The sequence below is a fragment of the Solitalea canadensis DSM 3403 genome, from assembly GCF_000242635.2.
In the GTDB taxonomy this organism is placed as follows: domain Bacteria; phylum Bacteroidota; class Bacteroidia; order Sphingobacteriales; family Sphingobacteriaceae; genus Solitalea; species Solitalea canadensis.
Genome location: NC_017770.1, coordinates 1,993,526 through 2,008,537 on the forward strand (window position 1 = coordinate 1,993,526; position 15,012 = coordinate 2,008,537).

Genomic DNA, 15,012 nt, shown 5'->3' on the forward strand with positions numbered 1-15,012 from the left:
CTCAAAATGAAAAATATTAATTATAAATTGGCCCGGTCAATTGTTAGTGGAAAAGGCTTTATGAACAGTTCCTTTATAAGCCCGTTACAGAATTGAATACCAGGGAATCCTAACTATTTATATCAATTTATTTTAATGAACAGATTCAAAATCCTTGCAGTAATTTTTAGCATATGTCTTGCTATATCGTTTTTGCAAACAAAAGCTGCAGATACCACACACGTAGTAACGCATAACAAAACTACTGTAGTAACCGATCCCTCTAAAGGTTTTAATACGTATAAGAAATGGGGAGTATTTCCTACTGCTAATGTTCCGGTGCGAAAGATCATACTGCATGTAAAATTTGCTTGTCCAGATAGTATGCGTTGTGCAGACTGGGACTATATGGATCGGATCAGCATAATGCGTACCAAAGGAAAAAATGGGCAAGTGCAGGATTACGAAATTGCACGTATGCTTACACCTTATGGCGGTGCATTTGATAAAAAATGGAAGTTTGAATGGCAAGTTGACGTAACAGACTTTAGTTCACTTTTACGTGATAGTGTAGAGATTGAATATAAGCATACCGGTTACGAACCGAATAAAGATAGGGGTTGGGCAATTACGCTTGATTTTGAGATTGTTAAAGGTAAACCGGCGTTAGAACCTGTTTCAATACAGAAAATATACGATGATAGTTTTAGCTATGGAGATACCACTAAACCTATTAACCAGGCCTTAAAACCAATTAGCTTTAAGGCAGAAAATAATGTGTTGTTTGCAAGATTACGACTGGTTCAAACTGGTCATGGAATGGATGAACCTGATAATTGCGCTGAATTCTGTAATAAATACAGGCAGTTGTTTTTTGACGACAAACTCATTGATACACGTGCTATTTGGAAAAAATGTGGAGATAATCCATTATATCCTCAAGCCGGAACATGGATTATTGACAGAGCCAACTGGTGCCCTGGAAATCTGATGCAACCGGATATTTTCGATCTGAAAGTACAATCCGGAACAACTCATACAGTTCAGGCAAAAATGGAGGATTATATTTCATCTAAACCAAGTGCTGCCGAAGTGATCAGTGCCTACCTGATTCAATATAAAGAGATAACTAATCAGAATGATGTAGCAATTGAAGACATAGTGGTTCCATCATCCAAATATGGTCATAAAAGAGCTAATCCGGCTGTTGCGAATCCAAAAGTCTTGATTAAAAATCTAGGAAAAAATGAAATCACCAACCTCGAAATGATCTATGGAACGGAAGGATTTTCCAAAAAACAATTTAAATGGGCTGGTAAAATGCCGTCTGGTAAATCGGTTTTGATTTCACTTCCTGGCGTTATTGACGCGAAAAAAAGTACCAACCAGTTTTACGCCAAGGTGGTAAAGGTAAATGGCAAAAAGGATGCATACGAGGCCGACAACTTTATAAAAGCTCCGTTTGAAGCTGCACCTTTAAATGCAGAAAAACTCATTTTTTATCTTCATACCAATCAACAACCCGAGCATAACTCATACGCTCTTAAGAATGCTTCGGGAGAAGTTCTTCAGGGAAGAAAACAAGGATCATTAAAAGCAAACACCATTTACCGTGATACATTAGCATTAACCGCTGGAGCTTATACATTAGCATTGGTTGATACGGCAGGCGATGGATTGGAGTTTTGGTATAATACAGCAGGAGGTCGTGGTTCGGCCCGACTGATGAACCTGAACGGTGAGATTGTAAAAGCTTTTGAATCTGATTGTGGCGCTGGTTGGGAATACAATTTTAGGGTGGGAGAAAAACCAGATGCCATTAATAAAGAGATGTTATCGGTAGGTTTATTTCCAACCCGAACTAATGATAAAACCACACTCGATTATTTTGGGAGTACAGCACAGGATGTAACGGTGCAACTGGTAACAGATCCCGGATCGGTAATAGTGGAAGAACATAAATATAATCAACTCAAAGAAGGAATATTTACATACGATCTTAGTAGATTTCCGAAAGGAAGATTTTACCTGAAAGTTTTTGTGAATGGTGAAGAAAAGTTCAAAAAACGTGTCAGACTAAAAGAATAGGTTAATCTGTTGGGTGATTTGATTTCACATTTGTGAATGTTAAGCATAATTATCATATAAGCAAAAATCGCCTTGTACAGTTCGGTGGAGATGATATAAATACTAGCACCAACCGTAGGAGAACTGTACGCAGCGACGGCATTTTTTGCTTACTTTTTTTTGCTGAAGAAAAACATGCGCAGCATTCTTGAATACAATTGAAATAGAACACTGCATGAAAAAAGTAAGTCCCGCTGAAAGCGTCGGTAGAAAATAATTCACCAAATTGAATTCATTGCTCTATTTGGCCGTTTTTAGTGTTGTTTTAAATCGTAAAACAGGATAGATTATTTAAAAAAATCTCAATATGGATTTACAACTAAGTGATAAGGTAATTATTGTAACAGGAGGAGCCAAGGGGATTGGAGAGGGGGTTGCAAAAACATTAAGTGCTGAAGGGGCAATATCTGTAATTGTGGGCCGTAATGAAGCAGATAACACCAAAACAGTCAGTGAAATAAATAGTTCAGGAGGTAAGGCTTTTCAGGTCACAGCTGAGCTATCTCATCCTGAAGAATGTGAGAAGGCGGTAAAGTCAGTGCTTGAACATTTCGGAAGAATTGACGGACTTGTAAATAATGCCGGCGTAAATGATGGAGTAGGCTTAGAAAATGGTAGTTACGATGCATTTATGGCATCACTGCATAAAAACTTGGTTCATTATTACCTGTTAGCTCACTATGCATTACCGGAGTTGATAAAATCCAAGGGAGCAATCGTAAATATTGGTTCTAAAACAGCTGAAACAGGACAGGGTGGTACATCAGCCTATGCGGCATCTAATGGCGGCAGAAATGCACTGACCAGAGAATGGGCCGTTGAATTATTGAAATACAAAATAAGGGTAAATGCGGTAATTGTTGCCGAATGTTATACGCCGTTATATGAAAAATGGATTCAGTCATTACCCGATCCTGAACAGAAATTACAACAAATAACGGCTAAAATTCCGTTAGAAAAACGAATGACCACAACCGAAGAAATTGCCAACATGGTTGCGTTTCTTCTATCAGAACGCTCAAGTCATACAACCGGACAATTAATACATGTTGATGGCGGTTATACACATTTAGATCGATCAATTTAAAGTTCATGAAAAAATTATACCTATTTCTTCTTTGTCTATGCTTTGCCGGTATCCAGGGTAAAGCACAACAAAAGACCAATCCTGATTCAATCAAGCAAAAAATGCAATGGTTCGCTGATGCAAAGCTTGGTATTTTTATTCACTGGGGTATTTATGCCGTAAACGGTATCGATGAAAGCTGGAGTTTTCATAATAAAAAGATCAGTTATGCTGATTATATGAAACAAATGGATGGCTTTACAGCACGAAATTATGATCCACAGCAATGGGCGGATTTAATAAATGAAAGTGGAGCAAAATATGCAGTAATCACGACCAAACACCATGACGGTGTTGCACTATGGCCAACTAAACAGAAACATTTTAATGTTGTTAAGAATACGCCTGCCAAAAGAGATCTTTTAAAACCTTTTTATGAAGCATTAGACAAACATGGCATTAAAAAAGGCGCTTATTTCTCGCTTATCGATTGGAGTTATCCTGATTATCCGGGATTTTTAAAAGACAGTAGCAGGTATAAAGTGGCCGACAATCCGCAGCGTTGGCAGCGCTTTCAACGATTTTATCAGGCACAGATCAATGAGGTTAATACAGCTTACAAACCAGATTTGTGGTGGTTTGATGGTGATTGGGAGCATAGTGCTGCTGAGTGGCAATGTGTGAAAGTGAGAACAGATATCTTATCATTAAAACCACAGGCAATCTTAAATGGTAGGCTACAAGGTTATGGCGATTATGATACACCAGAGCAGAATTTCCCGGTTAGCCGCCCTAAATTTCATTGGTGGGAATTGTGTATGACCACTAACAATAATTGGGGATACCATCCGGATGATACCAATTATAAAACACCTTTTGAAGTCATTTCAATTTTTACTGATGCAATTAGTAACGGTGGAAATCTGTTGTTGGATATAGGTCCGGACAAGGATGGAAACATTCCTACTGAACAAGTACATATTTTAAAGGAACTAGGCAAGTGGACTAAAAAACATCAGGAGGCAATTTACGGAACGTTAGCTGGTTTGCCTCAGGGACATTTTTATGGTGCCAGTACGTTATCTAAAGACTCTACAACGGTTTACCTCTTTTTGCCTGGACAAACAACCGGTAATATAATGGTTAAGGGACTTGACAATAAAATTAAGGACATACAAGTAGTTGGCACACAGGAGCATTTATCACCTAAAATAGTGGGTAAAGTATCCTGGAGTCCTATCCCAGGTATAGTGTTTATTAATGTACCTGATGCTCAAAAAGATCAATACATGACCGTTTTAAAGCTATCATTAAATGAACCCCTAAAACTTTACAGAGGGCAAGGCGGACTAAACTGATACTTAACACATTTAAAAGCAACATATTACTTTTCTTCATAGATCAATCTCCTGATTGATAGATAGTGCCTCTTCGGAGGCATTATTTTTTCTTATCCTTTGATACTAATTTTTGATAAAGCTAATATTCCTGAATAACTGGCTAAAAGTGCTGAATTCACTCCTCTAAGCATGTACTATCTTTGTAATACCTGGTGTTTAAAACTAGGGAACCAGTTGATAATTGCATTAGCCATTCGTGCAGAGGTAACCGATTTAGAAAAGGCCGGAATAAAAATAATACAGATCGATGAACCTGCCATACGAGAAGGGTTACCGTTACGAAAATCTGATTGGGAAGATTACTTAAAGTGGGCAATCGAGGCTTTTAAACTATCTTCGAGTAGTGTTAAGGATGAAACGCAAATTCATACGCATATGTGTTATTCAGAATTCAATGATATAATCAAACGCATTGCTAACATGGATGCTGATGTAATCACCATTGAATGTTCTCGATCTCAAATGGACTTATTAGATGCATTTGCAGAGTTTTAATTATCCAAACGAAATAGGACCTGGTGTTTAGGTATCCATTCGCCTCGAGTTCCATCAAAAACAGAAATGGTTCAATTGATGAAGAAAGCAAAAGCTGTTATTTCTCCTGACAAATTATGGGTAAATCCTGATTGTAGCTTAAAAACTCGCCATTGGGAAGAAACTCGGCTAGCTCTCACTGAAATGGTGGAAGCAGCAAAAGAACTTCGCCAGTTTGTTGACGAACAAGTTAAAGCATAGATTTTATAACCGGATTGAAGAAGTATCAGTCCGGTTTTTTTAAAATTATTTGAGTTATAAATAAGCCGTACAACCGACCGTAGAAGAATTAGCTTTAAACGAATTAATTGGATTAGCCAAGCAATTTTCTAATTACCTACAAAGTAAAATAAATACCAGATTATCAACTTCTAATAACTTTTAATTTAAAGTTAAAACCACGTAGTAATCCTTGGAGCAATATTTGATAGATAATTATTGAAAACCTGTCAAAATTCAACATTATGCTCTCCAATCACGCATTTTCGACTTATTTAAATGTTCTAGATAAGCGGTTTGTTTCGAAAAACAGACATAGGTGTCTAAACAAGTATTTTTTGGTATACAGTTGTTGTGCTTATTAATCACAAGATGATCAAGCTGTTGTACCCATTTAAAAAACTAATAGCAATTGTATTAATACTATTCTTTATTGCTAATATAGCTATCGGACTTGCCTGTAGTATTAGTCGTTTCGTTATGGAAAACCTAATAACTGCTGACTGTTCAGACACTTGTAATTCAAAAACTCCGCATCATCAGGTTTCAGCGGATCCTGAACCATCTCCCAAACCAATTTTAGGTACCAATCAAGCTTATTTAACCGGAGATTCTGACTGTTGTACTGAAGGAGTAGGAGGTTTTTATAGCATTACAAAAACGCTGCACTCTGAACGAACCATTAAATTTCTATCTATTGTTAATGACCTTCCCTTTATAAAATTTACTTCTCCTAACTTTTCAATCCTCGGAACGTACAAAATTTATTATATCGACGAAGGTCCGCCGTTTGTCCGAACTAAATTACATATTGACCATCAGTTATTTCTGATTTAGCGTTATCTAACAATTGCTTATCAGCAAGAATTTTTTTGCCTATCGATTCTGATTTTTTCCGTAGAGATTGTTTTCAGGATTTCGGTAAACGGTAGCTAAGTAAATCTAAATTGTTCTTTAATGCTCTTATAACTAATCCGGAATATGTATTTCAATTCATTTTCCTTTATAATATTTTTATTAATTGTATTGCCGCTGTTCGGTCTTATTAATGACCGATGGAAACCTTATGTACTTTTAGCGGCCAACTTAATATTTTATGCTTCCTTTTCGATTCATTATTGCTGGCTGGTAATAGCAATAGTTTTTGTCAATTATTTAATCGGAATAGCAATTACCCAGTTTAAAATTGATAAAAGAAAGATGGTTTATATAATAGGTATCCTCTTAAATGTGGGCATTCTCATCTATTATAAGTACACTAATTTTTTTATTGATAATTTCAATTTTCTTTCAGCCATTTCCGGATCAAAGGTCCATTTTAATCTGGTATCAATATTATTACCCGTAGGATTATCTTTCATGACATTTCAATCGATTAGTTATCTGATTGAAATTAAAAGAGGTAATTTATCTCCAGAAAAAAACATTATTACCCTGGCTAATTATTTTCTGTTCTTTCCAAAAATATTGGCCGGTCCAATTGAACGTCCCGGACCTTTTTTGGAACAACTTAAGAGTAAAATCCAAATAAATCCGACGCTTATCGAAGAAGGTTTAAAATTATGTTTGATTGGTTTTTTCAAAAAACTGGTGGTTGGAGATAGGCTTGCAATTTATGTAAACAAGGTTTATGATGCTCCTGAAACCTTCGGATCTGGGGCGTTGATTGTAGCCACTATCTTTTTTACTATACAACTGTACTGTGATTTTTCTGGTTATTGCGACATAGGAATGGGAGTTAGTAAAATGATGGGATTAAGACTCACCAAAAACTTTAACCATCCGTTATTTGCAGTATCCTTTTCCGATTTCTGGAAACGGTGGCATATTACCCTTTCATCTTGGCTAAGAGATTACATTTTTATTCCTTTATGCGGTCGCAGAGCGAAAAGAACTAAAATATATAGCGCCATTTTCCTGGTATTCCTCATTAGCGGATTTTGGCATGGCGCCAACTGGACCTTTATAGTTTGGGGAATGATGCACGGAACTTTCATCATTTTAGGTGATATAAAAGATCGACTATGGAACAAGTACGTCACCATTGACATTCCTGAAAAATTATTATATGTAGGCTCAGTATGCATTACTTTCCTATTAGTTTCCTTTACACGCATTTTTTTCAAATCTGATACCATAGGAGAAGCATTAATGATTATCAAACGGATTTTAACAATTCCGGGTCCGGTAGAGCTTGATATAGTAGGAAAGTACCTGTTGCTCGCAGTTACAGCTCTTTTACTTGTTTATGAATTCAAGAAAGAATTCTTTAAGAACAAATTTAGCATAAGCGGTCAAGCCAATGTTGTAATTAATAGTGCATATATGGCTTCATTACTTGTTCTTATTGTTTTACTTGGAGTATTTAATCAAAGTGGTTTTATCTACATGAAATTTTAATAGTATGGAGTTTAAAAAGAAACGGCTTTTGTTACAAATTGGTATTGTAATAATGGCATTTACCTTAATAGATTGGGCTTTTGGAAAATATTTTGATTCAAAGGTTGTTGAAACCAATTGTGGTGCCTATAAAAAAATAAGTGATTACTTTTTTTCTAATAAAAAATATGATCTCATCATTTTAGGCAATTCCAGAGCTGTACACCAGTATATTCCCACTGTTTTTGAAAAAAAACTGCATACCAGCGCGCTAAATGCCGGAATGGAAGGAACGGGTTTATACTATTATAATGTACTAATTCGGTATTACCTCCAGTCTCATCAGCCTAAACTGTTCATTATTGATATAAATAACAGGGAACTTGAGGCATCAATAGTTGGTGATAAATATACTGCGGTAAAATTTTTAGTGCCATATTTTAATGTTGTTCCAGAAACTAAAGAAATACTGAACTTATCGCTGATAGAAAGGATTTGCTTTACTTCAAATTTGTATCGCTATAACACTAAATTCTATAACATTTATAGGAATAGTGCTCAGTGTTTTGAAGATTCAGATTTTAAGGGCTACAGTCCATTTTATGGAAATGCCAAGAGAGACATTAGGATATATGAAGATTCGGCTAAACCTATAGATTCAGAACGAATCTCTCTTTTGAGCTCAATTATTGAAGAATGCAAAAAAAAGAATGTAAAACTGCTTTTTGTCTTTTCGCCTAAACAATTTGATGACCGACGGACACCGTCACGTACCATCTTAAATTCGATTTTTAAGAAGTACGATCTCGATGTGTTAGATTTTACTACAGATTCCCAGTTTAAAAATAATAGTTTGTTTTATGATGCAGCCCATTTAAACCATGATGGAGCTACGATTTACAGTAAACTTTTATCTAACAAAATAAAAAGCCTTCAGTTGTAGCAAATAATTGAGTACCAATTATTTGGCGTAAAATTTGATAATAAGTTGATGATTGCACTGAAAAAATGGAATAAATACTGTTTTTGCGTTTGTATTAGATAATAAGCAATCAGTTAGCAGATATTTTGTTCAATGTAATGGACATTTTTTAGTAGCCCTACCATATTTGGCTATAAAAACATCACTTATTGGGAAATTTTACTAAATCTACTCTACAATGAAAAGGTTATTCATTCAACTGGGAATAATTGTTATTGTTTTCGCGGCAACCGACTGGTTTATCGGACGATACTTTGACTCAAAGATTGTTAAGACCAATTGTGGTTACTATAAAAAAGTAAAGGATTATTTTATGACCGATAAAAAGTATGATATAATCATTTATGGTAATTCAAGGGCATTGCATCAATATGTACCTGCTGTTTTCGCAGAACAGTTAAACAAAAATGCTTTTAACGCAGGAATGGAGGCTGCTGGAATCTATTATTATAACGTATTGATTAAGCATTCACTTCGGAACCATCAAACTCGTTTAATGATTATTGATATCAATAACCGTGAGCTTGAATCATCTTTGGTAGGCGATAAAACTAATGCAGAACGATTCCTGGTTCCGTTCTTTAATATTATACCCGAATCTAAAGAATCTTTACAACTGACACTATCTGATCAAATATGTTATACGTCAAATTTGTACCGTTATAACACCAAATTCTATAACATTTTCAGGAATAATAATATGAGATGCAGGGATATTGACTGCAATGGGTATGAGCCTTTATATGGCAGAGGAAAGAGAAATGCAAGGCTCTACTACAGCAATACTGAACCTGTAGATAATGAGAGAGTTGCACTTATTAATTCAATTATTGCTGAATGTAAGGCAAATAACGTAAAACTGATTTTTGTCTTCTCTCCTAAACAATTTGATGATCGGAAAACTGAGTCAAGGGCAATTTTAAATGCAATTTTTGAAAAGAACAATATACCTGTATTTGACTTTACCAATCATTCAAGTTTTAGAGATAAAAACCTATTCTATGATGACGCACACCTTAATCACAAAGGAGCGGTTCTTTATAGTAAACTTTTAACGCAAAAAATAAAAGAGCAAGAATTGACGGCTCATAAACAATTGTAACTATGAACAATTCAGAAAAACTACTAAACGTATTTTCAAACGCACTGGGTATCCGTAAAGACAAAGTAAATGATCAATTAGCTTATCAAACATTTCCACAATGGGACTCAATCAGTCACATGGTATTGATCACTGAACTCGAGGATGCATTTGAGATTCAGCTTAATGATAAAGATGTACTTCAAATGGATACCTATTCAAATGTTAAATCTCAATTGCAGAAGTATAATATCAGTTTTGATTAATTATGAAGCTATTAGATCTTATTTACGCAAATCAATCATTGTCTTTTTTTGATTTAGAAAGTGAGAAAGAATGTACTATTAATGAGTTAATCGTTGAAATACCGCTAAAAACCGAAGGCAGGTTTCTCGTTTTTATTTATACGGATAATTCCATCGCCTCATTAGCAGCGTTGTTTTCTTGCTGGAATATTGAAAATGCGACAATTGCCTTGTTCAGTGAAACACTTGCTGAAGAACTAAAGGAAGCATTGGAACAACAATATCAACCAATGTGCGTGGTGGATAAAACCCGTGAAGTTATTCCTGACTATCACCTTATTGAAAGCATATCATTATTCCCGTTATTCATTTCTAACGAACCGAGAAAATTTGAAATAGACAATCAGATAAAACTTTTATTATCCACATCAGGAACAACAGGCTCACCTAAACTTGTTAAGCTATCAGAGCGAAATGTGGTTGAAAACGCACTATCGATCATCGATTATTTACCGATTGAAAGCAGTGATCAAACACCGCTATGCCTACCTATACATTATTCTTACGGTTTCTCTGTTTTAACCACCAATTCAATAAAAGGAGGGAGGATATACACAGCGGTTGATGACATGCTAAAACGAACCTTTTGGCAAACATTTAAGAGTTATAAATTTACAAGTATTGTCGGCGTACCGTTTGTATACGAGATGCTTAATAGATTAGGTTTCTATGCCTATGACTTGCCAAGTTTAAAGTATTTTACCCAGGCTGGAGGTCGGTTAAATACTGATTTGATTGAAAAATTTTATCAATATTCAAAGGAAAAAAACTGTCGCTTTTTTGTTATGTACGGCCAAACAGAAGCTACGGCCCGAATGTCTTATTTACCTCCGCAAGATCTTGAATCGAAAAAAGGATCGATTGGCAAACCGCTTAAAAACGGAAAATTCATCATTGATGAGCACTCAGGTGAATTGCTTTACGGAGGACCGAATGTTTTTGGCGGTTATGCACAAAACAGAGATGACTTGGCCATTTATGAACAACCACTTTGGTTAAGAACAGGTGATCTGGCTCAAGTAGATAACGATGGTTATTATTTTATAATCGGTCGCTTAAAACGGTTTGCTAAAATTGCCGGAAACAGGGTTAACCTGGATGAATTGGAAAATTATTTAAAGTTGGATTTCAATAGCGCCCAACTTGCTTGCCTGAACATTGATGATAAAAAAATCGCAGTGTTTATCAAAAAGGATGCTGAAATTGATCCTGAACGACTAATTGAATTTCTTCGTGATAAATTCACCATTCATCATACGATGGTACAAGTGGTTTTCATTGAAGAATTACCGTTAACTGCAAACGGAAAAGTGGATCTTCAATACCTATACAATTCATTTACTGAAGATAGTAAAGTTGGCTAACATCTAGCCGCTTGATTTTCCAGGCGGTTAGGTTTTAATTCGTTCCAACTCACTAATACATCTTTTTACCTCCTCTTCTGTGTTGATAATGCTTGGTGTTAAACGGGCATAACTAATCCGGTAAGGTGATGAAGTTGCAATAATATTTTTGGAATGTAAACGCTTCACTACTTCATCAGGTTTTAGTCCATCCACATCAAAACAATTAATTCCACAAGAAAGCTCACTTGAAACAGGCGTATATAATTTTATATGCTTGATCTCTTTAAGACCTTGTTTCAGCATTGTATTGAGTTCGTGAGTTCTCTCTTCAATGTTGCCTTTTCCTACTTTAAAATGAAACTCAAATGCCTTATCTAATGCCCAGCGGTTTTCAAAAGAATGAAATCCTCCCATGTTAAAAATGTCGCCAAATGTTAGTTGATCTTTTGGTATTAGTCCTAGCCACTCGGCATATACCTTATCAAATGACGGAATTGTTGGTACCATCATATCCCAGGCATCCTTTTTACCAAATAAAATCCCTGTACCCCGTGGACCGAAAATCCATTTATGACAAGCGGCTGTAAAAAAATCACAGCCCATATCTTTTATATCAATATTTTCAACTCCAAATCCGTGCACACCATCAACACAAAAATAAATTCGTTTTTCCGGTGATCGAGATGCATTTACAGCTTTTATCGCAGCTGAAAACTTTTTAATAGGGAGTTTCATTCCGGTGCATGAGTGTACCCATGTAACCGCAATAACTCTGGTTTCCGGCTTTATTGCTTTGATGAGTATATCAACCATTTCATCTGCTTTAGCTGTTGCAGGATCTTCATACAAAACAACTTTTCGTACAGTGGCCTTATTCTTTTCTACCGCATACTCGATTGATCTTTCCGTAGAGAAATGATCATGTGTAGTCATTAAAACTTCGTCGCCAGCCTTTAATTTTAGACCTGTATACAGAATGCCTAAACCCATTGTTGTGCTGCCAGTTAAGGCAACTTCATCAACACTTGAGTTGATGTAACGAGCCGCTGCTTCACGCATTTTTTGTTCCATCGCTATCCAGTTATTTTCCCAATATTCAACCGGATTTTCATTCAGCATTTTGCGATGATGGTCAATTGCTTCGCGAACCTCGGTTGGATTAGTAGCCAGCAGCATTTGCGACATATGAACTTTACCGGATTCGAGCAGGAATTGTTGCCTGATATCCGACCATGATGCAAAACTAATTTTCTTTGCTTTCTCCGTATCAAAAGCAAACACAGGTGGAAATGCACTAGCTCCAAGTGCAAGACCAGTAAGTTTTAAGAAATTACTGCGTTTCATGATAAATTAAGTTTGGACAAATACAATGGAAGGAGTGAGACCGAATGGATAGTTACCTTGAAAATTAGCAATAATTTTTGATAAACTAAAATAACTATCAAAGGGGTACAGGCTCAGTTTTTAGCAAAACGTGAGGAACAAAGAAGCGTCAACAGAAAACGCAATGAAGCATAAAGATTCTTCATGCTTCATAATGACCTATTATAGGTTTTGGTAATCTTATCTTAGCCATTACCCTCACAAAGTGGAAATATACTTTAATAAGAAAGTCCCGGTGTTTTATGCAAATACGTATTGTCGATTAATTGCTTTAACATAAAATCAGCCACATCTGCACGCGAAATTTTTAGCTTAAGCGACTTATCGTTCACCGAAAAACCATGTCGGTACATTCCTGAACGCGCTCCGTCCGTAAATGCTCCCGGTCTGACGATAATCCAGTCGAGATTGCTTTGCCTCACATATTTTTCCTGTAATTGATGATCTTCATAGGCTTTGCGGAGGAGCATGCCAAACATAATATGTTTCCACAAAAAATTGAGGTTACTACGGCTGTCGCCTGCACCCAAAGTAGTCTGACAAATGAGTCGCTGAACGCCAGTTTTTTTCATGGCATCAATGATATGTTTGGTACCTTCAGACCGGATCACACCTTTATTACCCGCGCCGAGAGTACATAAAACTGTATCGTGCCCATACATTGCCTTTTCTACAGTTGAGAGATCCATTACATCGCCCTGAATAAGTCGAGGGTTTTTATGTTCAACTGTAATTTTAGAAGGGTTACGGACAAATGCCGTAACTGTATGTCCCTGATCAAGTGCTTGTTCAACAAGCTGACGGCCTATAGTTCCTGTTGATCCGAAAATAAGTAGTTTCATTTTGATGTTCATTTGTATAGAACAAAGTTGCCACACTTATCCACGGAAAAATAGAATAAAACCGACAGTGATGGTTTCTATTGGGTCGGGGTATTTTCAATAACCACATTTACCAGTTTAGGGTACTGTAAAGGGGAGAAGCCCGCAAACTCTTTAAATGACCTAATGAAATGGGATTGATCAGAATAGTCGTTTTCATAGGCAATATCTGAGAGTTTTTGAAAATCATTGTTTTTAAGTTGATTCAGCGACACCTTAAAGCGACAAATTCTTGCATACAGTTTTGGTGAAATGCCGATACTTTGTTTAAACTTCCGCTCAAAACTCCGTTCCGATAATTGCAGATCATCATGTAGATCTTTTAACGGAATTCCACCCTTTGATTTAACGATTTGAGATAAACTGTATTGAATAATTTCATCAGCATCAGTTGTATTCAAATTAATCTGAGCTCGTAAATACTGGGATAAAAATTCTATTTGGTCATCAACGGAAGTCGAATTGAGTAATCGCTCATACAATTGATCACCTTGTTTTTTAGAAAACAGGTTAAAATCCAGGCATGAATCAGTAAGTTCATGAGCATTTAACCCGAATACCGATTTTAAAGCATGAGGATAAAAACAAATACCGATTGTACTAAACTTTTCAGGAGAGTTAATTTCTGCAAATTTTGTTGCCTGTCCGTACAGAAAGAACCCTGGTAAATGCTTCTCATTCTGGTAAAAAGTCTCACCACCCGATTGCTGAAATATAAGCCCCGGACAACCATCAGCAATTGTTCCAAATGAGGTAGGAACACTACTTTCCAGTGTCCAGAAATACTGTACATAATTTGATAAATAATCCGGGGGTAGTATTTGTCTGTATTTCATGGATGTAGTTAGTACTAACAAATTTAACAGAAATATACTAATAAGTGTTGATCATTTAGACTTAAGCAGATCGGCCATGACAATGTTCTTTTTAGTAGCTTTAGGTTCACTCAAATCCACTTCTAATGAGTTATGATGAACAACTTGCGCAACGAATTCGGGAATCATTAGCCGAATTACCTGACGTTGCAGAAAAAACCATGTTTAAAGGACTTACTTTTATGGTAAACGATAAGATGTGTATCAGTGTAAGAAACGATGATATTATGTGTCGCTTAAACCCAGACCTCCAAGAAGAGGTACTTTCACGCAACGGAACCAGTGAAATGATCCATAACGGCCGATCCATGAAAGGATTTATTTATGTTAATAAAACGGTGCTTAAAACCAAAGCAGATCTTGATTATTGGATAAACCTTTCACTCGAGTATAATACAGTGGCTAAATCGGCTAAAAAGAAGAAATAGAATAAATAAATACTAAGGCCAGCACTT

General features: G+C 36.0%; 13 protein-coding genes and 1 pseudogene. 11 read left to right on the forward strand and 3 right to left on the reverse strand.

What is annotated here, in order from left to right:
• Nucleotides 1-135: 135 nt before the first annotated feature.
• From SOLCA_RS08035 to SOLCA_RS08080, 10 genes and pseudogenes are all read left to right on the forward strand, one after another.
• A complete protein-coding gene (locus SOLCA_RS08035) occupies nt 136-2,067 on the forward strand; it encodes a peptide-N-glycosidase F-related protein (RefSeq protein ID WP_014679942.1) in 1,932 nt (643 codons plus the stop codon).
• 346 nt (nt 2,068-2,413) lie between these two features.
• Nucleotides 2,414-3,193 (forward strand): L-fucose dehydrogenase, encoded by a 780-nt coding sequence (locus tag SOLCA_RS08040; protein WP_014679943.1) that lies wholly within the window; start codon nt 2,414-2,416, stop codon nt 3,191-3,193.
• A gap of 5 nt (nt 3,194-3,198) precedes the next feature.
• Nucleotides 3,199-4,530 carry an alpha-L-fucosidase gene (locus SOLCA_RS08045; RefSeq protein ID WP_014679944.1) on the forward strand — a complete coding sequence of 444 codons (1,332 nt, stop codon included), beginning with the start codon at nt 3,199-3,201 and terminating at the stop codon, nt 4,528-4,530.
• A gap of 171 nt (nt 4,531-4,701) precedes the next feature.
• Nucleotides 4,702-5,307: pseudogene (locus SOLCA_RS22770) on the forward strand (hypothetical protein).
• 390 nt (nt 5,308-5,697) lie between these two features.
• The gene (locus SOLCA_RS08055) at nt 5,698-6,162 is read left to right on the forward strand and encodes a hypothetical protein (protein ID WP_014679945.1); all 465 of its coding nucleotides are present in this window, start codon (nt 5,698-5,700) and stop codon (nt 6,160-6,162) included.
• Nucleotides 6,163-6,525: 363 nt separating this feature from the next.
• Nucleotides 6,526-7,725 carry an MBOAT family O-acyltransferase gene (locus SOLCA_RS08060; protein ID WP_157604536.1) on the forward strand — a complete coding sequence of 400 codons (1,200 nt, stop codon included), beginning with the start codon at nt 6,526-6,528 and terminating at the stop codon, nt 7,723-7,725.
• A gap of 52 nt (nt 7,726-7,777) precedes the next feature.
• Nucleotides 7,778-8,647, forward strand: coding sequence for a hypothetical protein (locus SOLCA_RS08065; protein WP_245536764.1), 870 nt, complete (start codon nt 7,778-7,780; stop codon nt 8,645-8,647).
• A gap of 217 nt (nt 8,648-8,864) precedes the next feature.
• Nucleotides 8,865-9,788, forward strand: coding sequence for a hypothetical protein (locus SOLCA_RS08070; protein ID WP_014679948.1), 924 nt, complete (start codon nt 8,865-8,867; stop codon nt 9,786-9,788).
• Between the two features lie 2 nt (nt 9,789-9,790).
• Nucleotides 9,791-10,033, forward strand: coding sequence for an acyl carrier protein (locus SOLCA_RS08075; protein WP_014679949.1), 243 nt, complete (start codon nt 9,791-9,793; stop codon nt 10,031-10,033).
• Nucleotides 10,034-10,035: 2 nt separating this feature from the next.
• Nucleotides 10,036-11,436, forward strand: coding sequence for an AMP-binding protein (locus SOLCA_RS08080; protein ID WP_014679950.1), 1,401 nt, complete (start codon nt 10,036-10,038; stop codon nt 11,434-11,436).
• Nucleotides 11,437-11,463: 27 nt separating this feature from the next.
• Here SOLCA_RS08080 and SOLCA_RS08085 read toward each other — a convergent pair whose 3' ends face one another.
• The 3 genes from SOLCA_RS08085 to SOLCA_RS08095 form a co-directional block, all read right to left on the reverse strand.
• The gene (locus SOLCA_RS08085) at nt 11,464-12,762 is read right to left on the reverse strand and encodes an aminotransferase class V-fold PLP-dependent enzyme (RefSeq protein ID WP_014679951.1); all 1,299 of its coding nucleotides are present in this window, start codon (nt 12,760-12,762) and stop codon (nt 11,464-11,466) included.
• Between the two features lie 257 nt (nt 12,763-13,019).
• Entirely contained in the window at nt 13,020-13,643 is a 624-nt protein-coding gene (locus tag SOLCA_RS08090) for an NAD(P)-dependent oxidoreductase (RefSeq protein WP_042480961.1), read from the reverse strand.
• A 77-nt stretch (nt 13,644-13,720) separates the two neighbouring features.
• Nucleotides 13,721-14,518: a helix-turn-helix transcriptional regulator gene (locus tag SOLCA_RS08095; RefSeq protein ID WP_014679953.1), complete on the reverse strand. Its 798-nt coding sequence runs from the start codon at nt 14,516-14,518 to the stop codon at nt 13,721-13,723.
• A 125-nt stretch (nt 14,519-14,643) separates the two neighbouring features.
• Here SOLCA_RS08095 and SOLCA_RS08100 point away from each other — a divergent pair, with 125 nt between their 5' ends.
• Nucleotides 14,644-14,985, forward strand: coding sequence for a TfoX/Sxy family protein (locus tag SOLCA_RS08100; RefSeq protein ID WP_014679954.1), 342 nt, complete (start codon nt 14,644-14,646; stop codon nt 14,983-14,985).
• Nucleotides 14,986-15,012: the final 27 nt, after the last annotated feature.